This is a genomic window from Zoogloea dura (genome assembly GCF_012927165.1).
Taxonomy (GTDB): domain Bacteria; phylum Pseudomonadota; class Gammaproteobacteria; order Burkholderiales; family Rhodocyclaceae; genus Zoogloea; species Zoogloea dura.
On record NZ_JABBGA010000005.1, the window covers coordinates 241,561 to 264,886 of the forward strand.

18 protein-coding genes are annotated in these 23,326 nt (G+C 65.6%); 14 read left to right on the forward strand and 4 right to left on the reverse strand.

Annotation, left to right across the window (positions count from 1 at the left end):
• The first annotated feature begins 1 nt into the window (after nucleotide 1).
• From gspD to HHL15_RS09005, 14 genes are all read left to right on the forward strand, one after another.
• Complete coding sequence (gspD, locus tag HHL15_RS08940) at nucleotides 2–2,320, forward strand: type II secretion system secretin GspD (protein WP_169145406.1); 2,319 nt, start codon at nucleotides 2–4, stop codon at nucleotides 2,318–2,320.
• Between the two features lie 22 nt (nucleotides 2,321–2,342).
• Complete coding sequence (locus HHL15_RS08945) at nucleotides 2,343–2,855, forward strand: hypothetical protein (RefSeq protein WP_169145407.1); 513 nt, start codon at nucleotides 2,343–2,345, stop codon at nucleotides 2,853–2,855.
• Between the two features lie 260 nt (nucleotides 2,856–3,115).
• Entirely contained in the window at nucleotides 3,116–4,474 is a 1,359-nt protein-coding gene (locus HHL15_RS08950; RefSeq protein WP_169145408.1) for a cell surface protein, read from the forward strand.
• 170 nt (nucleotides 4,475–4,644) lie between these two features.
• On the forward strand, nucleotides 4,645–5,535 hold the full coding sequence (locus HHL15_RS08955; protein ID WP_169145409.1) for a peptidylprolyl isomerase: 891 nt from the start codon (nucleotides 4,645–4,647) through the stop codon (nucleotides 5,533–5,535).
• Between the two features lie 68 nt (nucleotides 5,536–5,603).
• On the forward strand, nucleotides 5,604–6,395 hold the full coding sequence (locus HHL15_RS08960) for an ABC transporter permease (protein WP_235943298.1): 792 nt from the start codon (nucleotides 5,604–5,606) through the stop codon (nucleotides 6,393–6,395).
• Nucleotides 6,395–7,594 (forward strand): ABC transporter ATP-binding protein, encoded by a 1,200-nt coding sequence (locus HHL15_RS08965; RefSeq protein WP_169145411.1) that lies wholly within the window; start codon nucleotides 6,395–6,397, stop codon nucleotides 7,592–7,594. Before HHL15_RS08960 ends, HHL15_RS08965 begins: the two co-directional genes overlap by 1 nt.
• Before the next feature lie 23 nt (nucleotides 7,595–7,617).
• A complete protein-coding gene (locus HHL15_RS08970) occupies nucleotides 7,618–9,528 on the forward strand; it encodes a hypothetical protein (protein WP_169145412.1) in 1,911 nt (636 codons plus the stop codon).
• Nucleotides 9,503–10,666, forward strand: a complete 1,164-nt coding sequence (locus tag HHL15_RS08975) for a DegT/DnrJ/EryC1/StrS family aminotransferase (protein ID WP_169145413.1) — start codon at nucleotides 9,503–9,505, stop codon at nucleotides 10,664–10,666. Before HHL15_RS08970 ends, HHL15_RS08975 begins: the two co-directional genes overlap by 26 nt.
• Nucleotides 10,663–11,622, forward strand: a complete 960-nt coding sequence (locus HHL15_RS08980; protein WP_169145414.1) for a glycosyltransferase family 2 protein — start codon at nucleotides 10,663–10,665, stop codon at nucleotides 11,620–11,622. The genes HHL15_RS08975 and HHL15_RS08980 overlap by 4 nt, the downstream gene beginning before the upstream one ends.
• Nucleotides 11,619–12,578 carry a WxcM-like domain-containing protein gene (locus HHL15_RS26900; protein ID WP_169145415.1) on the forward strand — a complete coding sequence of 320 codons (960 nt, stop codon included), beginning with the start codon at nucleotides 11,619–11,621 and terminating at the stop codon, nucleotides 12,576–12,578. Before HHL15_RS08980 ends, HHL15_RS26900 begins: the two co-directional genes overlap by 4 nt.
• Nucleotides 12,575–12,970: a GtrA family protein gene (locus HHL15_RS08990; RefSeq protein ID WP_169145416.1), complete on the forward strand. Its 396-nt coding sequence runs from the start codon at nucleotides 12,575–12,577 to the stop codon at nucleotides 12,968–12,970. Before HHL15_RS26900 ends, HHL15_RS08990 begins: the two co-directional genes overlap by 4 nt.
• Nucleotides 12,971–13,019: 49 nt before the next feature.
• Nucleotides 13,020–13,913 (forward strand): class I SAM-dependent methyltransferase, encoded by an 894-nt coding sequence (locus HHL15_RS08995; RefSeq protein WP_169145417.1) that lies wholly within the window; start codon nucleotides 13,020–13,022, stop codon nucleotides 13,911–13,913.
• A 39-nt stretch (nucleotides 13,914–13,952) separates the two neighbouring features.
• On the forward strand, nucleotides 13,953–15,866 hold the full coding sequence (locus HHL15_RS09000) for a glycosyltransferase family 4 protein (protein ID WP_169145418.1): 1,914 nt from the start codon (nucleotides 13,953–13,955) through the stop codon (nucleotides 15,864–15,866).
• 18 nt (nucleotides 15,867–15,884) lie between these two features.
• Nucleotides 15,885–17,885: an O-linked N-acetylglucosamine transferase, SPINDLY family protein gene (locus HHL15_RS09005; RefSeq protein WP_169145419.1), complete on the forward strand. Its 2,001-nt coding sequence runs from the start codon at nucleotides 15,885–15,887 to the stop codon at nucleotides 17,883–17,885.
• Between the two features lie 22 nt (nucleotides 17,886–17,907).
• Here HHL15_RS09005 and HHL15_RS09010 read toward each other — a convergent pair whose 3' ends face one another.
• From HHL15_RS09010 to HHL15_RS09025, 4 genes are read right to left on the reverse strand one after another with little or no spacing between them, the layout of a single operon-like run.
• Nucleotides 17,908–19,158, reverse strand: a complete 1,251-nt coding sequence (locus HHL15_RS09010) for an SAM-dependent methyltransferase (protein WP_169145420.1) — start codon at nucleotides 19,156–19,158, stop codon at nucleotides 17,908–17,910.
• Nucleotides 19,159–19,163: 5 nt separating this feature from the next.
• Entirely contained in the window at nucleotides 19,164–20,033 is an 870-nt protein-coding gene (locus tag HHL15_RS09015; protein ID WP_169145421.1) for a class I SAM-dependent methyltransferase, read from the reverse strand.
• Between the two features lie 3 nt (nucleotides 20,034–20,036).
• Nucleotides 20,037–22,097: an HAD family hydrolase gene (locus HHL15_RS09020; RefSeq protein WP_169145422.1), complete on the reverse strand. Its 2,061-nt coding sequence runs from the start codon at nucleotides 22,095–22,097 to the stop codon at nucleotides 20,037–20,039.
• Between the two features lie 11 nt (nucleotides 22,098–22,108).
• Nucleotides 22,109–23,323, reverse strand: a complete 1,215-nt coding sequence (locus HHL15_RS09025; RefSeq protein WP_169145423.1) for a glycosyltransferase family 4 protein — start codon at nucleotides 23,321–23,323, stop codon at nucleotides 22,109–22,111.
• Nucleotides 23,324–23,326: the final 3 nt, after the last annotated feature.

Sequence of the window (23,326 nt, forward strand, 5' to 3'; positions counted from 1 at the left end):
CATGAATCGGCTGCAATCCATTGTTGCAAGTATTTGCCTGGTCCTGGGGTTTCAGGTCAACGCCCTGGCCCAGGAGTCTGGTGGGGCGGTGCCGTCGATCGGGATCGGCATCGGGGTGCCTGCGTCTCCATCTGTATCGGCCGAGCCGTCGGGGCGTAGCGGTCAGGATCTGGCCGTGCCCAACGATGGCTATCGGGCCGAAGGCTCGGTGCCGGCGCCTGCCACGACGGCTGCGACCGCTGCGGAGGGTCGCCGTGGGCCTGTGCTCATCAAGGGCAATGACCAGGTCGTCAAACTGCCTCCCTCGCGCACGCTGGTATCGGCGGATGAGGCGGGGGTGGGGTTGCGCTTTGAGCAGGCCCCCGTCACCGAAGTCATCCACACCGTTTTCGGGAACATCCTGAAGCTCGACTATGCGATCGTGCCGCCCCTTACGGGCGAGATCACGCTGCATACTCAGGGGCCAGTGCCAAAGGATCAATTGCTCAGCATCATTGAGGCGCTTCTGCAGAACAACGGGATCGTCGTGGTGCCGGATGTTCATGGGCGCTATCGCATCGGCAGGGCGGATGTGCTGAAGAGTGCGGTTCCTGTCCCGCGTCGGGCTGATACCACCATGCCTGGCTACGGCAGCGTGATCATTCCGCTGCAGAACATCGGTGCGGCAGAAATGGCAGATGTCCTGCGTCCGGTGGCTCCGCCCGAGGCTTTCCTGAGGGTGGATACCTTGCGCAATCTGCTCGTGCTGGCGGGGTCGCGCAACCAGGTCGAAGGCTGGCTGGAGATCGTGTCCACCTTTGATGTGGACCTTCTCAAGGGCATGTCCGTAGGGCTCTTTCCGTTGGAGAACTCGTCGGTCAAGGAGGTCGAGACCGCTCTGCGCTCCCTCTTCTCCAGTGATGCCGCAGGTGCTTCGGCTTCGCGGCCTGCTGCAGCTGCGGGCGCAGCAGGTGCTGGCAAGACGGAGGAGGCCAATGCGCCAGTGGCTGTGCGCATGGCTGGTCCGCTGGGGGGGCTGGTGCGGGTCATGGGAATCGAGCGGCTCAACGCCCTGCTGGTGATTACTCCGCGTGCTCATGTACTGGAGCAGGCCAAGGTCTGGATCGAGCGCCTGGACAAGCCGGCGGATGCCAGCGGCGAAGCCCAGCTATATGTATATCCGGTGCAGAACGGTTCGGCCCAGCATCTGGCCAATCTGCTGAATGGTTTGTATTCGACCCAGGCGAATCCGACGGCCCAGTCCTCCACGGGGGTGGCGCCTGGTCTGGCGACATCCACCCAGGCGAGCACAGGTTTCGGCTCCACGACCGGCACGCTTGGCTCGGGTGCTGCTTTTGGTGCGAATGCGGGAGGGGTTGCGGGCAATCGGAGTGGCCAGAACAATCAGGTCAATCCTTCATCGGTCACCCAGGTAAGCCTTGGCAAGGACATCCGGGTGGTGGCGGACAACAATAACAATGCGCTACTGATCCACGCGCCGAAGCGTGATTACAAGCGTATCGAGGCGGCGCTGCGCCAGTTGGACATCACCCCGAATCAGGTGCTCATCGAAGCCAGTATTGTTGAGGTGACCCTGACGGACGCAACCAAGTATGGCCTCCAGTGGTACTTCGAGGGTGGCTTGGGAAATGGCTGGAAGGGGACCGGCGTGCTCGGCAATTCGAGTACCGGCACCATCTCCTCGGGGCAGCAGGGCTTCTCCTATACCGTGACCAATCCCCTCGGGGCTGTCCGGGCGGTTTTGAGTGCAATGGCCGACAAGCAGTTGGTGAACGTTATCTCCTCGCCGTCCTTGATGGTTCTGGACAACCAGACCGCATCCATCCAGGTTGGCGATCAGCAGCCTATCCGTTCTGCCACCACGGTGACGGATGGTGGTGTCAGTACATCCTCGATCACCTATAAGGATACGGGTGTGCTGCTGTCGGTGACGCCATCGGTGAATGCCGGCAATCTGATCACGATGCAGATCAATCAGAGCATCACGGATGTCGGCAGCCCCGACTCGGCGACCGGGCAGCGCAGCTTCCTGCAGCGCATGATCTCCAGCAAGGTGTCCGTGCGCAGTGGCGAGACCATCGTGCTCGGCGGCCTGATCCGTGACAACAAGGGTGATGGTCGGCAAGGGCTGCCATGGCTCCAGGATATTCCAGTGTTTGGCGCCTTGTTCGGGACCCGTACCCTTTCCAAGACCCGCACCGAATTGCTTGTCATGATCACGCCGCGGGTGGTCAGGACCGAGCAGGATGTGCGGGAGGTGGGGTCGGAATTGAAGTCCAAGATGCAGGGGTTGAAGCCGCTGATGGGGATGGGGCGGTAGTTGCTGTAACAGCAGGCCTTGCATGGGCGGGGTTGAAGAAGTCCGGGTATTGAAAGTGGTTGAAATGTGCAAGGGAGGTCTGAAAGTGTCTTCTGGCAATGGCTTGATCAAGTCGAGTGTGAATTTCTTCCAGGTAACGCGGCATTCCTCATGGATTATGATGGCGGCCGTGCTTTGTCTGATGCAGGCGGGGTGTGCGTTGCTGGGTTCCAGGTCGCCTGAGGATGTGGTCCGGGTGCGGGCCCAGGCTCGCTGGGATGCGTTGATTGCCGGAAAATGGGAGAAGGCATATGAGTATGCCACCCCGGGATTCCGGGGTTCGGTTGACGTCTTTGGTTTCCGTTCGCGGGTTGCAAGTCCGGTTAAACTTAAGTCTGCCGAGGTCGTTAGTGTCGACTGCAAGGACACGACCTGTGAGGTGACGATGCGGATAGGGTTGGTGCCCTTGCAAAAGGGATACCCGGAAACAACTACCGATCTGACTGAGCGATGGGTGCAGGAAGGTGGCGCGTGGTGGCGCTTCGAGCGCTACTGATCTTGTGTTAAGCCTTTGTTTCAGGTCGGTTTGTCGGGCTATATGCGTTTTCGTTGTTTTTGTACAACAAGATGGCCTTTTGATGTGTTGTCGAGTTGTTCAAAAAAATTGCTGTATGTGCTATGGTGTCATCCAGCGTAAGACTTGATTACGTTGCGTTCATTTTTTGAGCTATTTAGGAGTTCTGTATGAAGAAAAAGCTTCTTGCTGTTGGTGTTGCGGCAACTCTGGGTGCGCTGTCCGGGGTCTCGAACGCAGCGATGACCGTTGCGCAAAACGGTGTGGGCCAGATCAACGTTCTGCCCTACTACACCGTTCAGAACGGCAACATGACCCTCATCAGCATTGCCAACACCGACGAAACCAACGGTAAGGCTGTCAAGGTCCGCTTCCGTGGTGCCCAGTTCTCCGACGACGTGTTCGACTTCCAAGTCTTCCTGTCCCCGGCTGACGTCTGGACCGCCGCTGTGACCCTGGACGGCAGCGTTGCCCGTCTGGCCACCTCCGACAAGTCCTGCACCCTGCCGGTCAGCGTCAACCAGCCGTTCGTGACCGCTCGCCTGCTGGACGCCAACAAGGCTCAAGGCACCCGTGAAGGCTATGTTGAAATCATCAACATGGGCGACATCACCCCGGGTTCCGCCCTGTACACCGCTACCAAGCACGTGAATGGCGTTGCTCCTTGCACCACCGCCACCCTGATCGGCTCCGGCATCACCCCGAACGATCTGAGCACCGCGATGACCAACCCGACCACGGGTCTGACCTCCTTCGCGACCATCATCAACGTTGCTCAGTCCAAGGCCTTCACCGTTCCGGCGACCGCCCTGAACCAAGTTGGCGTGACCGTTCCGGTTCGTTACTCCCGTCAGGCCAACCTGACCATCGGTACCGCTTCCTACGGCTCCGTGGCCCCGGCTTTCGCCGCTGCCCAGACCGCTGACAGCGTGTTCGACACCGCCACCGGCAACGTGACGATGTACGAGTTCGACCTGCCCGACCTGTCGACCCCGTACGGTACCGCCAACGCCGCTGCCCAGCTGGCTGAACTCCAAACCGCTCTGGCCAAGGCCTCCGTGGTGACCGAGTACGCCACCGATGACTCCATCCTGGCTGCTACCGACGTTGTGCTGTCCCAGCCGACCCGTCGTTACTACTACACCTGGACCGACACCCCGAACGTTGCTGGTGGTGACACCAACAAGACCCTGGCCACCGTTGCTGGTGCCACCGGTGTCTACGCTGGTCTGGATGCCGCTACCAACAAGCTCCAGGTGGGCGCCCCGACCTTCTACGATCGTGAAGAGCAGAAGGTTGTCAACGCCAGCAGCATCGTGATCTCCCCGAACCCGCAAGGTACCTCCACCTTCACCCTGACCGGTGAAGTCTCGCTCGTGTCCATCAACAATGGCGCGACCCCGAGCGGTGCCCTGGGTGCAGCCCTGACCGTTCAGGACTACACCACCATCTACGCTGATGGTCTGGTTCGTCTGAGCACCACCAACCTGTCGAACTCTTCCCCGCTGCCGGTGATCGGCTTCACCGCGGTGAACGTGTTCAACTCTGGCGTCGGCGCTGCTGGCACCAACTACGGTCAAGTCCTGCCGCTCAAGTGGTAAGCTGAGCCGTACTGACGTTCTCCTCGAAAGGGGAGAACGCTCAAACGACAAAGGCGGGCTTTGCCCGCCTTTGTCGTTTTTATCTGTTGTTTCAATTCATGTCTGTCATGTGGGCCCTGCAGTTTCCCTGCGCGCGGGCCGCGTCGTTCCATCTGTAATCTGGAGTGATCGTGTTGAAGCCGTTATGTCTGCCCTTATCCGCCCTTTTTTCTCTGGCTCTTCTGGCGCCTTTGCCTGCGGCTGCAGACAGTGCAGTCCTGGCCAGCCGGGGGGATGTACAGGTAACTGCCGATGACCTCGCCGCGGATCTCGCGGGGCGCCCTGCCGATTTCATCACGCGCTTGCGGGAGCCTGGTGCAACCGGGGGAGAGCGACTTGTTGCGGACATCCTGTTGCGTCGTCTGGTGGCCAAGAAGGCACAGGACGATGGCCTGATTGCCCGGAAGGATGTTGCGGATCGTCTTCGCCTTGCCCAGGAGCGGGTGCTCTACGATATTTACATGGAGCGGGCCGAGTCACAGACCGTAAGGGAAGACCGGATCGAAGCGCTGGCGCGTGATGAATACCGTGCCTTTCCCGAAAAATTCACCAAGCCGGAGGAAATCCGTGTCCGGCATATCCTGTTCCGTCAGTGCAATTGTGACAAGAATGCTCATCGGGTGCTCGCCGAATCGGTGCTTGAGCGCTTGAACAAGGGTGAGTCCTTCGAGGAACTTGCCACTACCCTGTCTGAAGATCCGGGTTCGGCCAAGCGGGGGGGGGACCTCGGTCTGAAGCCCAAGGGCACCATGGTCCCGGAGTTCGAAGCAGCCGCTTATGCCCTCAAGAAGCCTGGCGAGTTGTCCGGCATTGTTGAAACCTCCTTTGGCTTGCACATCATCCGCTTCGAGGAGCGTGTGGCGCCCGTATTGCGGCCCTTCGACGAGGTCAAGGAGGGCTTGATGGAGGCTGCCCGTAACCGTGTGAAGGGCGAAGCCCGGAAGAAGATTGCGGATCCTTTCCGCGATCCCGCCACGCTGAGCGTCGACGCCGAGGCCGTAAGACGCGCACTGGCGAAGTAGGGCGACAGGGCGTTAAGGAGGTTTTCCAGGCGCCCGATGCAGGACGTGGTGGGGTTTGATCCGGGCTGATGAAGACAATTCTTGAACTTTGGCGCCAGCGATGGCTGTTTTTGACCTTCGCCAGGCGTGAGGTGAGCAACCGTTATTCCGGCACGCTGGCCGGCGGTTTGTGGGCCTTGGGGCAACCGGTCCTGTTGCTGGCCATCTATGGCTTTGTCTTCCGCAAAGTCTTCAAGGTCGGTTTTCCGGAGTTGGGAGAGCACAGTTTCGTGGCTTTCGTGGCCTGCGCCCTGTGGCCCTGGATGGCCTTCCAGGAAGGGGTGCAAAGGGCTACCCACGCCATCGTCGGCAATGCCGGTCTGGTTAAGAAAGTCCATTTTCCCCAGGAGTTGCTGGTGTTTGCCGGCGTGGGGGCGACCTTCTTCATTCATTTCCTCGGCTTCGCCGTGGTGCTCATTGCCTTGACCATCGGTGGCGAGCCCTTCCGTTTCGATGGCCTCCCTGTTGTATTGCTGGCTTGGCTGGCCTTGTTCCTGCTGGCGACCACCGTTGCGCTGGTGACTTCCGCCTTTCAGGTCTTCCTGAAGGATGTCGATCACATGCTGGGGCCGGCATTGATGATCATGTTCTACGTGACCCCCATTCTTTATCCGACCACCCAGGTGCCGGAGTCGGTGCGCTGGGCGGTGGCCTTCAATCCCCTGGTGCATTTGCTGGAGCCGATACGGGCGGGCCTGATGCACGGTGATCTGGGAAGCATGGGGGTGCTGAGCGCGTTTGTCGTCGGTGGCGCGCTGGCCATGATGGCCGCTGTTATGGTGTTCCGGCGTCTTTCCGATTATTTCGAGGATTTCATCTGATGAGCGTGTCTGCTTCTGACGCTGCGCTGATCAGCCTGTCGGGCATCGGCAAGTCCTACCCGATCGCCAATTCCGCTGCAGGACGAATCCGGACGCTGTATGCGCTGCTGCGCCGTCGCCCCTTTGCCGAGCGTTACGATGCCCTGACGGATATCAATCTTGAAGTCAGGCCCGGGGAGTCCCTGGGGCTTATCGGGGTGAATGGTGCCGGCAAATCCACCCTGCTCAAGGTCATCGCCGGTGTCGTGAAACCCACCTCGGGCGAGATCAAGCTGCGGGGCAGGATCAGCGCCTTGCTGGAACTTGGCGCAGGCTTTCACCCGGAATATACCGGCCGGCAGAACGTCTTCCTGGCCACCGCCCTGATGGGCATGAGCGAGCAGGAAACCCGGGCCCAGCTCGATGGCATTCTCGCCTTTGCCGATATCGGCGAGCACGTGGATCAGCCGATCAAGCACTATTCCTCCGGGATGATCGTGCGCCTCGGCTTTGCGGTGGCTACCGCGGTGCGGCCCGATATCCTGATCACCGATGAAGTGCTGGCCGTTGGCGACGAATCCTTTCAGCGCAAGTGCATCGCCTGGATGGAAAATTACCTGTCGAGCGGCGGCACCTTGCTGCTGTGCGCCCACAGCATGTTTCACATTCAGAAGCTGTGCCAGAAGGCGGCGTGGATCCACGACGGCCGTGTACGGGCTTACGGTGACGCTCATCGGGTGACCCGTGAATACCTCGCCTGGCACGACGCCCGTAATGCGCCCAAGGTGCAGAGTCATGCCCAGGCGCTGAAGAGCGGCGTCTACGCGCTGCTGTCCATGCTGTTGAACGACCAGTCCGGTCAGGAGGGTGCGATCCTACCGATGGGCGCATCATTGCGGGTCAGCGGCAGGGTGTTCTCGCCCGATGACCGGGCGCCCACCGTGCTGGTCGGCATCGTGCGCAAGGATGGAATGCCGATCTACGGCGTGTCCTCCGAGATGGATGGCCATGTGCTGGTTCGGGTGGCCCCCAACGAGTTCGCCTACGATTTCGAGATACCCGAACTGTCGTTGTTGCCTGGCGAATACACACTCAAGGGGCATGCCCTCGATCCCGAAGCCTATCGCCTGTTCGACGAGATCACCGCGGACCTGACTGTCCTCGGTGAAAGCCGTGAGATGGGCGTTTGCCGCCTGCCGCATCGGTGGAACGCCATCTGACTTCCAGAGGCAGCAGGGCTGTCTTGTCGGCCCTGCTGCTTGGCGTCATCGGGGCTGTTGCCCTGGCGCTGGTGGGGGGCGGCAAGGTGGCCGCGCTGTACCTGGTTCTGCCAGTGGCGGCGGCCCTGCGCTGGGCGTCCTGGCTGAGGCAGGCGACGGGCCTGGCGAGTCTTGCCGGTGGGTGGTCTCTCGCCATGCTGGCGCTCACCGCCTTGTTGACCTGTCTTGAGCTGGCGCGTGTTCCAGCGCAGGTGTCCGCCCTTGCGCTTGGAGGCCTGCTGCTGTGGGTGCCCCGTGGAAGCCGGTCTGAGTTGGCCAGTCAGACGACCGGGATGGCTAGCTTATTCCTGCTGGTGCTGGTGTCCCTGGGCCTGCTCGGCGCCTGGGGCTGCAGCCTGTGGAGCGGGCTGCAGCTCCTGGGGCAGGGTGGGGACTGGCTGCTCTGGCAGGATTGGAGCAACCACGGTGTGGTGATCGATGTGCTGGCCCAGGGCCGGGAGTTCGGCCTGCGCGATATCCGGGCAAGGGGCTTGCCCCTGCTGCCTTACCACTATCTGAGCTACGGTCTGCCGGCCTGGCTGGCCGCCTTGTCTGGCGTTGGCGGAATCGCCATGGCGCTGGCACTGTGGTGGCCTGTCGGTCTGCTCCTGCTGGTGACCGCGGGGAGTGAGTGGGTGGCCCGGCTGAGGCCCGAGCAGCCGTGGCTGGCGCTGGTCGTGCCCTTGTCCCTGTTCCTGCCGGATGCGGCCCTGCTCGGGTCGGGGCATGCCTTCCTGGGGTGGCACTGGCTGCAGATCATCGCCCCGGGTAGCCTCTACGGCGGGGCTGTGGTGGTGCTGTTGTCGAGCTGGCTGTATGGGTGGCGGCAGCGAAATGACATGTCCCGTCCAGGCTTTGAGCTGCTGGTCGTGCTGACGGTGCTGGCGCTGGCGATGTTCGTGAAGGCCCAGATCATTCTGCTGGCGGGGCCGTTGTTCATCCTTTGGTGGGCGGCCACCTGGCCTGGGTCGCCATCTGTGCGGCGTCTGCTCACAGGTGGCCTGCTGGTGCTGGCGTGGATCGTTCTTAACTGGATCACCCTGCCAGGCCTGCCGTTGATGCATCTTGGTGGCGGTGGCTGGCGGGAATACTGGCCCTTCCTCCTGCTTGTGCTGCAGGACGGCTGGCTGGACAGTCTGAAGGCCGACTGGATGGCGCCCGGCGTCATCCTCGTCGGAACACTGGGGTGGATGCTGGTTGGTGCTCTCGCCTGGCCGCGGGCGCCCTGGCCGGTACGCTGCTGGATGCTCCTGCTGATTGGAGGCTACCTGCTGTATGCCCTGGGGCTGGATCTGGATCACCGAGGCAGTACCGGTACTCCCGACGAGTTGCAGCACCGGCCGCTGGTCTGGGTTCTGCCCATGTGGTGGCTGACGACCGCGCCCTTTTTGTGGCCTGCCCGGAAACCGGAATGGCCGGTCTGCATCGGTATCGGCGCGGCGGTTTGCGCGGCGGCTTGTGTGGCGGGCCTGGTCTTCGGGCCGACGCTCCAGCTGGGGCCGCGCAAGCTCGCCGCTACGCCGCCATTGCCGGCCGGCCTCGCCGGGAGTGCGGCCTTCATCCGGCAGCATCGGGGTGAATCGGATGTGTGCCAGAACGCGGATGGCGACCCCCAGTTCCGCTGGTCGGCGCTGGCGCACTGCCCGGCCTACTGGGTGGATTTCAACGTGCATGCGCGCAGTTCGGCTGCCGTGAAGGCGCGTGCCGACGCGTGGCGAAACATCCGTTCCCTGCCGCCGGCGGAGCGCCTGGCGGCCCTCCGGGAGGCGGGCATTCGGTGGTACAGTGCGGGGCCGCTGCCGGCCGGCGGCAGCCCTTCCGATGATCCCCGTTTGCCTTTGACGCCCGCTTTTCAGTCCGGCGATGGTTATGTCGTATACCAGCTCCTCCCCTGACGGCTTGCCCCCCGTCCAGATGAACAACCTGAAGCGGGCCCATGCGCCCCTGCAGGCCGAACTCAAGGCCGCGGCGGCGAGGGTCATCGACAGTGGCTGGACCATCCTGGGGCCCGAAGTGGAAGCCTTCGAGCAGGCCTGGGCCAGCCAGGCCGGTGCTGCTTTCTGTGTAGGCGTGGCGAGCGGAAGTGATGCGCTCCAGCTGGCCTTGCGAGCCCTCGACATCGGTCCCGGCGATGCGGTGCTGACCGTTGCCAATGCCGGTGGCTATGCCACCCAGGCCATTCTCGCCATCGGGGCGCGGCCGCTGTTCGTGGATATCGACGGCGATTCCCTGCTCCTCGACCTGGAAGCCCTGCGCGCGGCCTTGTCGCCCGGCGTCCGGGCCCTGGTGGTCACCCACCTGTACGGCCGGATGGCCGCGATGCCGGACATCCTGGCGCTCTGCCGGGCGGCGGGCGTGCCAGTGATCGAGGATGCCGCCCAGGCCCATGGTGCCGCCTGGGAGGGCCGTCCCGCCGGTGGCTGGGGTGATCTGTCGTGCTTCAGCTTCTATCCCACCAAGAACCTCGGTGCGCTTGGCGATGGCGGCGCGGTGTGCTGCTCCGATCCGGCCCTGGCCACCCGCCTGCGCCAGTTGCGCCAGTATGGCTGGCAGCCCAAATACCACGTCCAGCTGCCGGGGGGGATGAACAGCCGCCTCGACGAGATGCAGGCTGCCTTCCTGCGCGTGCTGCTGCCTTCCCTGGAGGCTGCCAACACGGCGCGGCGGCAGGTGGCCGACCGTTATCTCGCCGTACTGGGCAGCCTGCCCGGTGGCACCCGGCCGGTCCGGCCGGCCGCGGCCCTCGACGTGGCCCACCTCTTCGTGCTGCGCCACCCCGATCGCGACGGCCTGCGTGCCCGCCTGCTGGCACGGGGGATCCAGAGTGACGTGCATTACCCGTGCGCCGACCACCTGCAGCCCGGTTTCGCGCGGCGCGTGGCGCAGCTGGGCCAGGCGCCGCTGCCACCGGCCGGCGCGCTGCCTCACACCGAAAGCGCCTGTGCCGGGATCCTCAGTCTGCCCTGCCATCCCTGGCTGGAGACGGGTGAGGTGGCCCGTGTGTCGGATGCGCTGCGTGAGGCCTGGCAATGACGGTCACCCGCCCGCGCTTCTCCCTCGTCATCCCGGTTTACCGCAACGAAGCCTCCCTGCCGGAGCTGCTCTCCGCCGTGGCCTGGCTCGCTGCCCGTCTGCCCGGGGCGCTCGAACTGGTGGTGGTGGTGGACGCCAGCCCCGACGCCTCCTACGGTTACCTGCTGGAGCACCTGCCGCGGCAACCCTTTGCCAGCCAGTTGCTGCTCCTGGCGCGCAATTTCGGTTCATTCGCGGCGATCCGTGAGGGTATGCGCCTGGCCCGAGGGGACTACATGGCCGTAATGGCTGCTGATCTGCAGGAACCCATCGAGCTGATGGAGCGCTTCTTCCTCAGCCTGGCCGCCAACGAGGCCGACGTGGTCGTGGGCAGCCGGGAGGAGCGGGATGATCCGTGGCTGCAGCGCCTGCCGGCCCAGCTTTTCTGGTCCACTTACCGGCGTTTGATCAATCCCGAGATTCCGCCGGGCGGGGTGGATGTGTTCGGCTGCACGCGAGCGTTTGCCGCGCACCTCGTAGCCCTGCCCGAGGCCCGCAGCTCCCTGGTGGGGCAGCTCTTCTGGCTGGGCCATCGGCGCAAGGTGCTGGGTTACCGGCGCGTCGCCCGGGCCCATGGCAAGAGTGCCTGGAGCCTGCGGCGCAAGATCGCCTACCTGTCCGACAGCCTGTTCGCCTTTTCCGATCTGCCGATCCGCATCCTGCTGGGGGTGGGCGTGCTGGGGCTGGGGCTGGCCCTGATCCTTGCCCTGGTGGTCGTGGTGGCCAAGGTGTCGGGACGGGTGCCGGTCCCGGGTTATGCGGCAATCATGGTGGCGATGACTTTTTTTGCCGGTCTCAATGCCCTGGGCTTGGGGCTGATCGGTTCCTATGCCTGGCGGGCCTACGAGAACAGCAAGCAGCGGCCTCTTGCCCTGGTGCTGGACCAGCATGCCTTCGAAGGAGATAAGCCGCGATGAGTTCGACACCTTCCGGGCCGTCCGATGTGTTCATTCACGAGGCGGCCCTTTGCGAAAGCCGCCAGCTGGGGGCAGGTACCCGGGTCTGGGCATTTGCCCACATCCTGCCCGGCGCCCGGATCGGGCGGGACTGCAATGTCTGCGACCATGTCTTCATCGAGAACCAGGTGGTGGTCGGCGATCGGGTCACCATCAAGTGCGGCGTCCAGCTGTGGGACGGCCTGGAGGTGGGGGACGATGTCTTCATCGGCCCCAATGCCACCTTCTGCAACGACCGCATGCCGCGCAGCAAGTGCTATCCCGAGGCCTACCTGCCCACCCGCATCCAGGCTGGCGCGTCCATCGGTGCCAACGCCACGGTGTTGCCGGGGCTGAGCATCGGACGCAATGCGATGGTAGGGGCCGGCGCGGTGGTCACCCGCTCGGTGCCGCCCAATGCGATCGTCGTCGGCAACCCGGCCCGCATCGTCGGCTATGTGGACACGGTGGACCAGGCTGCCGCGGCCGCTCCGCTGAACACCCCGGTACCGGCGGGGCAGGGTGGCGTGCAGCTCTTCCGCATGCCGCTGATCAAGGATATGCGGGGCGACCTGACGGTGGGCGAGTTCGGCCGTTCGCTGCCCTTCACGCCCCTGCGCTACTTCATGATCATGAACGTGCCCAGCCAGGAAGTCCGCGGCGAGCATGCCCACAAGGAGTGCGAGCAGTTCCTGGTGTGCGTGCGCGGGCGTTGCCAGGTGATGACCGATGACGGGCAGTTGCGCCAGGAGTTCACCCTCGACGACCCGACCCTCGGCCTGTATCTCCCACCCATGACCTGGGGTGTCCAGTACCGTTATTCGCCGGACACCATGCTGCTGGTCTTCGCCTCGCACTATTACGATGCGGATGACTACATCCGGGATTACCAGCTTTTCCTGGATGCGGTGGCAGGCCGTGCGGCCGCTGGCCAATGAGCGCGGCGGGCACCCGTCGCGAGTTGTTGCGCTTCATCCTGGTGGGAGTGCTCAACACCGGGGCCACGACCTTGCTGTACTGGGCCCTGCTGGCTGCCGGCCTCACGCCGGCCCTGTCCTTCGGGCTGGCGTTTGTCGCCGGCATCGGCCTGGCGTGGTGGATGAACGGGCGCTTCACCTTCCGTACCGGGGCGCGCGCAGGCGGCCTGGCGGTGTACCCGCTGGTTTATGTGCCGCCATGGGTGGTGGGGCAGGGGCTGTTGTCCCTGCTGCTCGATGCCGGTGTGGCCGGCTGGCTGGCCGGGCCGCTGGCCAGCCTGGCGGTGGTGCCCCTGAGCTTCGGCCTGAACCGGCTTTTTTTCCGCGGACGGCAAGCGTCCACGCGGTCCTGAGGACTGCCTGGGGCTGGCCGGCCGTTCCATACGATTCGGATTTGCAGTCATGACCCTGAGTTTTACCGGCGAACGTTTTCTCCCCAGCTGTGAGGGAGAAATGATCTATGAACACTGGCACCGCTACCTGTTCGCGCAGGCGCACGTGGCCGGCCGCCGCGTGCTCGACGTAGCCAGCGGCGAGGGTTATGGCAGTGCCCTGCTGGCCACCCGGGCGGCGAGCGTGACCGGGGTGGACATCTCCCCGGAGGCGGTCCGCCACGCCAGCGAGCGCTATGGCGGTGCGGCCAACCTGAGCTACTTGTGCGCGAGCTGCGCCAGCATTCCGCTGCCCGACGCGAGTTTCGACGTGATCATCTCCTTCGAGACCATCGAGCACATGACCGAGCATGATGCCTTCATGGCCGAGGTGCAGCGCCTGCTTGCGCCTGGGGGCCTGTTCATCATCTCGTCGCCCAACCGGGTCGAGTATTCCGACCGGACGGGTTACCGCAATGAGTATCACGTCAAGGAGCTGGACGGCCCGGAGCTGCGCACCCTGCTCGATCGCCATTTCCCGGCCCAGCACTGGTTTGCCCAGCGCCCGTGCTTCCAGTCGATGCTGTGGTCCCTGGAGGGGCCGGCGGAGTCGTCGAGTGTGCTGGCGGTGGATGGCGAAAGCGCTTACCCGGCCGAGCTGTACTTCCTGGTCTGCTGCGCCAGGGACCCGGCAGCGCTGGCGCCCATCCGCCCGTCCCTGAGCCTGGTGACGGACCGCCATCATTCCGTCTATAGCGAATGGAGCCGCACTTACGCCGAGAACCGGCAACTGGGGGCACGCGTGGCCGAACTGGAGCGGGAGCTGACGGAGGCACGGGCTCCGGCGGCGGCACTCCCGCCGCCGTCGATCAGGCAGCAATTGCGTACCCTGGCCCGCAGTCTGCTTGGTGTTGTCAGGCCCTGAGTCCCAGTCTTTAATGCGATTCGCTCCGGATTTGCTCAAATGACACGTGCCAACAGCATCTCTGCCGCCTTCGACCATGCAGTCCGCCTGCTCGAGAACAATCAGCCGGATGCGGCCCGATATGTACTCCGGCAGATCCTGGCGGTGGTGCCCGAGCATCCCGATGTGCTGCACCTTCTCGGCGTCTGCGATCTGGTCGAAGGCAAGCCCGGGCCGGCGGTCGACTGGATCCGCCGATCCCTTGCCGGCGCGCCGTCCGACCCGGTGCGCTACAACAACCTGGCGGTGGCCTTGATCCGGCTGGGCCGCTTCGACGAGGCGGTGGAGGCGACCGGGCAGGCCCTGGCCCTGCAGGCCGGCTATGCCGACGCCCTCAACAATCGGGGGTCTGCGCTGGCCGAACTGGGCCGCGATGCCGAGGCGCTGGACGCCTACACGCATGCTGCAGCCCTGGTCGCAGACAGCGCGGAGGTGCATGTCAACAAGGGGCATGTCCACCTTCGTCTCGGACAGCCGCGTGAGGCGCTGGACAGCTATCTCCAGGCCCTCGACATCGATGCGCAGCATGAGCCGGCCAGGGATAAACTGTCCCTGGCCAGCCACCTGGCCACCCTCTCGTATTTCGATCCGGACTCCCCCTACCTGGCTGAATGTCCGGTAGACCCGGCTTCCCTGGATGACTTCCGGGCGGCTTGCCGGCTGCTCAACGACGGCCACATCGGGCTGGCCGCAGATGGCTTCGAGGCCGTGCTCCAGCGCCATCCGGACTGGATCGAGGCCCGGCTGCTGGCGGCCATCGTCGAGTATCGCCGGGGCGGATTTGCCTCGGGGCTCGCGCATTGCGACCGCCTGGCCATGAAGGATCTGCCGCCTTCCCCGCAGGCCATCCTGGACGACTACCGTACCCGCTTGTCTTCGGTCCTGCGGCTGCAGGAATTGCAGGGGGCCGTGCATTCCGGGCCGGCCTTGCCACCCCGGCAGAACGGCGATGAGGTGCTGCATCTGGTGTGCGACTTTCCGCGCCGTGCGGGAACGGAGTTGCGCTGTCTCGACCTGGCAGCACGCCTCGGGAACCACGTCCGTGTCGAGGTGTGGGCGACGGGGCCGGACATCCACGAGAGCTTCGCGGGGCATGGCATCCGCTTGATCGACCCGGCGGCAGGCGAGGTGCCGGATGGCGGCACCCTTGCGGTGATCGGTGCCTGGCACCCCATCGGCGAGTGGTACCGCGCGGCCCGCTTCCGGCGCGTAGTGGTCGTGTACAACGTGGATCAGCCGAATCACCTGGAAGCGGCCATCAAGGCCCTGGCGCTGCCCGGCAAGCCCCCGCTCGAAATCGTGTACGCATCGGACTGGATGCGGGAGCAGACGAGGCTGCCCGGGCGCTTCGAGCCGTCTCCTGTCGATCTGCAGCGTTTCCGGCCGCAACCCGGTGCTTTCCAGCCGGAGCGTTTCGTGGTGGGGCGCCTGAGCCGCGACATGCATTACAAGTTTCATGTCGGGGCACCTGCATTCTTCTCGGCGCTTGCGGCGCGAGGCATCCCGGTACGGATGATGGGCGCCACGGTGCTGGCCGGAGTGCTGGGGGGCACGCCCGGCATCGAGTTGATGGCGGTCGAGACGCAGACGCCGGAGGACTTCCTGCGCAGCCTCGACTGTTTTGTCTACCGCACGCACAGTTATTTTCCGGAACCCTGGGGGCGTGTGGTCACCGAGGCGATGGCCACCGGCCTGCCTGTGGTGGCCCATGCAACGGGTGGATTCGCGCAGATCATCGAGCATGGCCGCAATGGTTTCCTGTTCCACTCCGACGAAGAAGCCCTGCACATCATCGATGCACTCCGGGCTTCACCCGGCTTGAGGCGCAGCGTCGGCGAAGCCGCCCGGGCCAGCATGGAGGCCTTGTATGCCGAGTCCTCCTTCGATCGTTACTGGCAGTTCTATGCCGACTGAGCTTCAACGGATTCGACCATGAGCACTTCGCGCACCCGCCTGTCCCTCGACGACGCCCTCAATGCCGCCATCCAGCTCCATCAGGCGGGACGTCTGCAGGACGCGGAGAACGTCTATCGCCAGGTGCTCGCGGTGCAACCCCGTCATCCCGAGGCGCTGCACCTGATGGGTCTGTGCGCCCACCAGAAAGGTGACCACGCCACCGCAGCAAAGCTGATCCGGACGGCACTTGAAATACAGCCCGCCCACCCCGCGGCCCACAACAGCCTTGGTGCCGTGCAGCTGGCCCTGGGGCAGGCCGGGGCGGCGCTCGAGGCCTTGCAGCGGGCCGTGGAGCTCAGCCCGGCCTATGCCGAAGCGTGGACCAACCGGGGGATCGCCCTGGGCGAGCTGCGCCGCAGCGACGAAGCTCTGGCCAGCTACGACGAGGCGCTGCGCCTGGGGTATGACAACCCCCTGCTGCATTTCAACCGGGCGCGCCTGCTGCAGTTGCTGGGGCGCCTCGAGGAGGCCCTCGGCGCCTACGGTCGTACGCTTGCCCAGGTGCCGGGCTACCGGGAGGCCTGGCACAACCTGGGGGTCCTGCAGGAAAAGCTGGGGCGGCTTACCGAAGCCCAGACCAGCTACGAACGGGCCGTACAACTCGAACCCGAGGCGCCCTACACCCGCGGGCACCTGTTGTTTGCCCGCCTGCGCCGCTGCGACTGGAAGGGCCTGGAGGCGCTGGGCAGTGCGATCCTGCGCGCGGTCGATGCCGGTCGGGCAGCGGCCGAGCCTTTCCCGCTGCTGGCCATCGACAGCACACCCCGGCAGCAGCTTCAATGCGCCCGTGCCTACGCGGCCGACAAGTTTCCGGCGGGCATGGCGCTGCCACCCATTCCCGCGCCCGCCGCAGTGCCGCAGAGACTGAAGCTGGCCTACTTGTCCGCCGATTTCCACGATCACGCCACCGCCCACCTGATCGCCGAAGTGTTCGAGCGTCATGACCGCAGCCGCTTCGAGCTGATCGCCTTGTCCTTCGGCCCCCCTCGGGACGACCCCTGGCGGCGTCGCCTGGTAGCCGCCTTTGACCGCTTCGAAGAGGTTGGCGACCTGACCGACCGGGAGATCGCCCTGCGTGCCCGCGAACTGGGCGTGCATGTGGCCATCGACCTGAAGGGCTATACCCAGGACTGCCGGACCGGCATCTTTGCCTGCCGCGCCGCACCCATCCAGGTGAATTACCTGGGCTATCCGGGCACCCTGGGCGTGCCGTGGATGGATTACCTGATCGCCGACCCGGTGGTGGTGCCGGTCCAGGACCGCGAGCATTACGCCGAGAAGATCGCCGCCCTGCCGGACTGCTACCAGCCCAACGACTCCACCAAGCCCATCGCGGGGGCGGTGCCGTCGCGGGCCGAGCTGGGGTTGCCGGAAGAGGGCTTCGTGTTCTGCTGCTTCAACAACAACTACAAGATCACCCCGGACGTGTTTGCGCTGTGGATGCGGCTGCTGGCACGCGTGCCGGGCAGCGTGCTGTGGCTGCTTGCCGCGCCGCCGGAGGCCATGGAGGCGCTGCGCCGGGAGGCTGTCCGCCTGGGTATTGCAGCCGAAAGGCTGGTGTTTGCCGAACGCGTGCCCCTGGCGGAGCACCTCGCCCGCCATGCGCGCGCTGACCTGTTCCTGGACACCTTCCACTACAACGCCCATACCACCGCCAGCGATGCCCTGTGGGCCGGCCTGCCGGTGCTGACCCGCCTGGGGCACAGCTTCTCGGGCCGGGTGGCGACCAGCCTGCTGACAGCGGCAGACCTGCCCGAGCTGATCGCCGCCGATGCGGCGGAGTATGAGTCCCTGGCCGTGGCGCTGGCAGGGGATCCGGCACGCCTGGCCGGGCTGCGGCAGCGCCTGGCGGCACAGCGGGGGCGCTGCGCCCTCTTCGATTGCGGGCGCTACACCGGCAAGCTGGAGGCTGCCTTCGAGGCCATGTGGCGCCGCCATATGGCAGGCGAAGCCCCGGCCCATCTAGACATCGTCTGAATGCCCCGGCTGGGGCTGCGTTTCAGCCCCTGCCCGACAGCAGCGTCTTCAGCCGCCGGAGCAGGCCGGGTGCCGGCTCCGGTGCCGCGCCATGTCCGGGTACGGCCAATGAGCCGGTATAGAGCAGGGCGGTTTCACCCCGGGCGGTCCTGCCCGAAACCTGCAGGAACACTTCCCCGCCCATGGTTGGCAGGGTGGTGGCGAAGCGCCAGCCGCTGCGGGCCAGGCGGGTGTCGTGGAGCACCCGGGCGACATCTTCCCGAGCCTCCCCGGTGGGGCAGCGGTGGGCCTGCCCATCCACGGTGATGAGCACCTCATCGAGTGGCCCGTCGTCCAGTGACGCAGCCCAGCCGTGCATCTCGAGGCGGCCATCGGCACCGAGTTCGAGGCCGTCCACCCAGCCCCAGGCGCCACGCCGGAAGCCACGCAGGCCGCTGAGGTCGGCCGCCGGATCGGCCGGCACCACGTAGAGATCCTGTTCATTGGCCAGACCGCGGGGCAGGCGGGCGTAGGCATGGCCCGGATGGCCCAGGCTGTCGCCGATGGCCCGCGCCACGAAGGGCTCGCCCACGTAGGTCGTGCCGTAGCTGCAGGTGTCCAGGTCGGCGTTCTCGCTGTCGGGGGTGAAGCGGATGCCGTTGTCGGGCAGCACCGCGCCTTCCGGCAGCAGGCACTGGTCATGCACGCTGAAGCACAGCACGCCGCGCGGGCTGAGCAGGCTGTGCAGCTTGCCGACCCAGGCCTTGAACAGCGCTTCGGGCAGGTGGGAGAACAGGGAGGCCACCCAGATGAAGTCGAAGCGCTGCCCCGGCTCGAAAGTGGCCGGGTCGGTCTGCGACAGGAGCCCGTGGACGCCGTATTCCTCCACCACGAAATCCACCGCTCCGGCCTGGATCTCGGCCGCCCAGATGCGTTCCGGTGGAATGCTCAGGCCGAGGAAGCGCAGCAGGCGCCCGTAGCCACAGGCGAAGTCGAGGACCTTGAGATCTTCGGGTGGGGTGGGAAAGACATGGCGCAGGATCTGCTGGGCCGCGTCGTGCTGCTGCAGGGCCACGTTGTAATACTGGCTGAGCGGGCGGTTCACCTCGTGGAAGTGCTTCAGCGAGTGCAGAAGCATCTGGTCGCCGGGGTGGATGCGCGTCTTCAGTTGTTCCGGCGAGGCGTCGCTGCGCAGGTAGCGGCAGTGCTGCCACAGCGCGGCCCGGAAGGCCGGCGTCTGGGCGGCTCGGTTGGCCTCGGCCTGCAGCCGCTCTTCGGTGAGGAGGTCGGTCACGGTGTTCAGCGGCCCTTGACGATGGCAAAGCCGTCCTGGTGGCCCCAGAAGCGGGCGGGGAACTCGTGCGTGGTGGCACCGCGCAGGTGGGCGGCGATGGCGCGGCGCACGTAGTCGGCCGAGGTGAAGGTCGAGCCGTATTCCTCGCCGGACAGGGCCGTGGATTCGCTGGACGGGATGAACAGGAAGCCGTTCGCTGGAAACTCGACGCCCATCATGCGGGCGAACTTCTCCCCGTGGGTGGTGATGATGAGGATCCCGTTGTCCTCGAGGGCGTTGTAGAGCTGGGACAGCCAGACCGACCACGTGCTCTCCGGCAGATGGCTGAACAGCGACAGCACGAAGATGACCTCGTACTTGCGCGGGGTGACGAGCTCGGCAGGCCGGGTGACCGAATAAAAGCCGTCCACGCCCAGGCGGGCCTTGAGGAAATCGACGCTGCCCGGCACCACGTCCGACACGTGCAGGGCCCCTGCGGGCACGGCCTTGACCAAGTGCCGGCTGAAGCGCCCGAAGCCGCTGGCGAACTCGAGGAAGCTGCGGCAGCGGCCGAGCGGGCGATCCAGGCTTTCCAGCAGGCTGCTCAGCTCGACCATGGTGCGCCAGCCATCCGACAGGTAGTCGCGGATCGGGTTGGTGCAGCTCGGGTGATTGGCGAAGAAGCGGAAGATGTCGTCGTCGGGCGAGATCTGCGCATCGATGCCGAAGGCATCGGTGAAGTTGCCCGGCAGTCGCTGCGCTTCGAGCAGGTTATGGGCTTCCAGGTGGGTCGGCTGCAGGCGCAGCAGGGCCTGCAGGCAGTGGCTGGCTTCGGCCAGCTGCCCTTGGCTGATCAGCGTGCGGGCGAGGGGGAGCAGTTCGGTGCCGGGGGTCATGACTTATTTGCCTCTCTTGGCCTGGTGATGCTGCCAGCGGACCCGCATGTACTTGTACACCTTGCCCGCCGAGATGGCGGTGGTGAGCAGGGCCTTGTGCATCGGGTTGAGATCGGTGCGTTTCTTGAGGCCGGTGGCCCACTGGGACTGGCGGATGTACTGGATCAGGCTGTGCCGGTCGCGGCGAACGAAGGGGGCGCGCAGCACCACGCCCATGGACGGTACGCTGCTCTGCTCGACGAACTGGCCGACCCCGAAGACCTCGTTGTGGTTGAGGGCGTTGTAGGCCTGGAACAGGTCTTCCGGCGTCTGCGCCACCAGCGAATGCCAGATGGCCAGGGCTTGGGGGCGCAGCTCGGCGCTGGAGACGGCGTGGTTGTCGAGATACTCGGTCCAGGCACGGGCGGCGTGCAGCACGCCGGCCTGGAAGTGGCTGACGTATTGCTCATGCACGGCGTTCTCGTCCTCGTCCACCAGGCGGCGCGCTTCGACCCGGCCTTCGGCGTTGCGGCGGTAGCCCTCGGTGCTGCCATGGGGCGAGTTGCTGAGCATCTCGAGCGGGGCCACTGCATCGAGCAAGTGGCTGGCCTCGACCTGCTTGTTGAGGTCGGGGCCGAAGGCGAACTTGCGGCAGTTGGCGGGCTGTTCGTTGAGCACCCGGGCGAGGCCCAGGTAATGGCCGAACAGGGTGTGGCCGGGCAGCAGGTGGGCCAGGTTGTCCTGGATGGTGCCGCGCCAGCCGATGTCCACGATGCCCACGCGGGTCACGCCGGCGCTGAGGCCGCGCTGGGCCAGGTAGCCGAGCAGCAGGCCGCGGTCTGCTGCGCAGTGGCCGGAGACGATGGACTGGAACTCCCCATCGGCGAACAGGGCCTGGACCCGGGCGTCCTGCCAGGGGTAGATGATCTCTTCCTGCAGGGGGATGCCGTGGCGGGCGCAGACGCTCTCCAGGGTGCTTGGCTCGAGGCCCAGGGAGCGGGCCAGGGCGAACATCGACTGGGAACTGTAGAGGTTCCACATGCGCATCAGCTCGGTGGTGCTGAGCTCGCGCAGGGAGGCGCCGAAGGTGGCCAGGCGGCTGACCTCCAGGGTCTCCGCCGGGGGCAGGGCATGGCCGGCCAGGCGCCCTTCGGGGAACAGACAGCGGAAGACCTCGATGAAGAACTCACCTTCCCGGGTGAAGAAGAACAGGCGCTGGAGCTGTTCGAGGATGCTCTGTTCGGCGACCGACAGGCAGAAGCCCACCCACAGGGGGGCGGCCCGGGTGCCCAGCTCGAAGGCTGTGCGGGCGGCGCCCTGGCGCTGCTCCAGGGCCTCCTGGCGGCTCGCCGCGATGATCCCATCGAGGTGGGCGAACAGGGTGGCCCGGTCGGTGAACAGGCTCTCGCGCAGTTGCCGGTCGGCGTGCGCTTGTTCGGGCAGGTAGTGCACCGACTTGATGCCGATGGCGCCCGGGATGCTGACGTCCGAGTGATGGTTGTCGCCGATATGCACATGGTGCTCAGGCGCCAGCGAGAAGGCCTCGTGCACGTGGTGGAACAACTGGCCCGAGCGCTTGTTGAGCCGGATGTCGCAGGAGCTGATGCCGTCGCCGGCGATGTCGTCGAGGCCGTGGTGGTGGAGCAGCTCCCTGAGCATGGGTGCCGGCATGTAGAAGTCCGACAGGAACAGGGTCTGCTCGGCCGGATACTGGCCGATCACGTGGCGGCAGCTAGGGTCCGGAAAGGTGTTGGCCTTCTCGAGGGCCAGCTCGGCAGCGGCCAGCTCGTCGGCGACCCGGGCGAGCTCCAGGTCGGGGGCAGTGACGACCCGCTGGAGCAGGACTTCGAGGACGTGGTGCAGGGTGTATTCGTCGTCGCTGCCCTGGCGGGCGGCGGCGCGGGCCAACTCACCCTCGATCTGGCAGCGCTCGCGGAAGATCGCCCAGTGGTCGGCAAAGCCCTCGGCCAGCTGCTGGCCGAAGCGCAGCTGCAGGTGGCGTGCCGCCGTGAGCTTGATGAAGTCGGGGTGGCACTTGCGGCGGAGCAGGGTATCCCAGACATCGAGCGTCTTGAGTTTGTACATGCGGCGGCGTCTCAGCGGTTCTCGAGGAGCCGGCGTGCCACCCGGGCGCCCCAGCCGACAAAGCGGCGCAGACGCGGCGGGAGGGCGTTGACGTAGGCATTCGGCGGCGTCGACAGGCGGCGCTGGATGCTGTCCGGCAGGGTCCCCACGTAGTGGCGCGAGGTCTCCGCCGGGGCGGTGTACAGGCGCTCGATGCCGCTCAGGTCGGGGCTCTGCCCCTTCAGCACGCGTTCGACGGCGTCACGGAACTGGTCGGTCTCGACGCTCAGCGGCCGGTCGGCCATGAAGCGGGTGCCGGCCTGGCTCATGGCGCTGCGGGTGGCGGGCTGGTTGAGCAGGCGCAGGATGCTCTCGGCGATGCACTCCGGCGTCTGGTTGGCCAGGCTCACGGCTTCCGGCGGGAAGTCGTAGAGGGTGTTCTCGCGCCACATCTCCACCACCGGCAGGCCGGCGGCCATCATCTCGAAGGGCACCCGGGACGGGTTGGAGCTGCTCAGGCACAGGCCCACCGCGCTGCGGTTGTAGAGCGCATTGCAGTCCTGCAGGTTGAGCAGGCCGAGGTGCTCGTGGTCGAACCAGATGTTGCCCTTGTCGCGCGCCGGGGAGCCGTACAGGTAGGTCTTCACCTCCGGCATGCGGTGCTTGACGATGCCCAGCGCCTCCAGGCCCAGCCGGCTGCAGCGGCGCGGCTTGTCGGGCTGGTGGATGAAGCACACGGCGAGCTCCTTGCGTACTTCGGGCAGGGGCCGGTAGATGTCCAGGTTGGCGCCAAAGTCGAAGTGATAGGCGGCCACCCCGAAGCGCGCGGCCAGCTCGTGGCGCAGCCAGCGCCCGATGGTCACCGGGGTCAGCCCGTAGCGGTAGGAGTTCTCCGCCATCAGGTAGGCGTCGCCCATGGGATTGAAGCAGGCCTCGTAGTCCTGCACGAAGTACAGCTTGCGGCAGGGGAAGGCCAGGTCGCGGACGATGGCGGCGGAGTACCAGATGGTGGCCACCACGGCGTCGGCGGGCTGGATTGTGTCCCAGCCGAAGCTGACCCGCTCGAAGCGGTAGCCGAAGATCTGCTCGATGAGCTGCCGGCCCTTGTCCGGGTCGGCGTGGCTGCCTTCAAGGTAGAGGTGACAGTGGTGTCCGTGACGCTCGAGGGCGAGGGCATGTTCGAGCATCGTGCGATGCCCGCCCGAGCCTTCGATCAGTCTCGGGATCAGCCAGGCGATAGTGGCCATGAG

Bases quoted from the DNA above. Each gene is read 5' to 3' on its own strand.
- gspD (WP_169145406.1), top strand. From the start codon at position 2: ATGAATCGGCTGCAATCCATTGTTGCAAGTATTTGCCTGGTCCTGGGG.
- HHL15_RS08945 (WP_169145407.1), top strand. From the start codon at position 2,343: ATGGGCGGGGTTGAAGAAGTCCGGGTATTGAAAGTGGTTGAAATGTGC.
- HHL15_RS08950 (WP_169145408.1), top strand. From the start codon at position 3,116: ATGACCGTTGCGCAAAACGGTGTGGGCCAGATCAACGTTCTGCCCTAC.
- HHL15_RS08960 (WP_235943298.1), top strand. From the start codon at position 5,604: ATGAAGACAATTCTTGAACTTTGGCGCCAGCGATGGCTGTTTTTGACC.
- HHL15_RS08965 (WP_169145411.1), top strand. From the start codon at position 6,395: ATGAGCGTGTCTGCTTCTGACGCTGCGCTGATCAGCCTGTCGGGCATC.
- HHL15_RS08975 (WP_169145413.1), top strand. From the start codon at position 9,503: ATGTCGTATACCAGCTCCTCCCCTGACGGCTTGCCCCCCGTCCAGATG.
- HHL15_RS08980 (WP_169145414.1), top strand. From the start codon at position 10,663: ATGACGGTCACCCGCCCGCGCTTCTCCCTCGTCATCCCGGTTTACCGC.
- HHL15_RS26900 (WP_169145415.1), top strand. From the start codon at position 11,619: ATGAGTTCGACACCTTCCGGGCCGTCCGATGTGTTCATTCACGAGGCG.
- HHL15_RS08990 (WP_169145416.1), top strand. From the start codon at position 12,575: ATGAGCGCGGCGGGCACCCGTCGCGAGTTGTTGCGCTTCATCCTGGTG.
- HHL15_RS08995 (WP_169145417.1), top strand. From the start codon at position 13,020: ATGACCCTGAGTTTTACCGGCGAACGTTTTCTCCCCAGCTGTGAGGGA.
- HHL15_RS09000 (WP_169145418.1), top strand. From the start codon at position 13,953: ATGACACGTGCCAACAGCATCTCTGCCGCCTTCGACCATGCAGTCCGC.
- HHL15_RS09005 (WP_169145419.1), top strand. From the start codon at position 15,885: ATGAGCACTTCGCGCACCCGCCTGTCCCTCGACGACGCCCTCAATGCC.
- HHL15_RS09015 (WP_169145421.1), bottom strand. From the start codon at position 20,033: ATGACCCCCGGCACCGAACTGCTCCCCCTCGCCCGCACGCTGATCAGC.
- HHL15_RS09020 (WP_169145422.1), bottom strand. From the start codon at position 22,097: ATGTACAAACTCAAGACGCTCGATGTCTGGGATACCCTGCTCCGCCGC.
- HHL15_RS09025 (WP_169145423.1), bottom strand. From the start codon at position 23,323: ATGGCCACTATCGCCTGGCTGATCCCGAGACTGATCGAAGGCTCGGGC.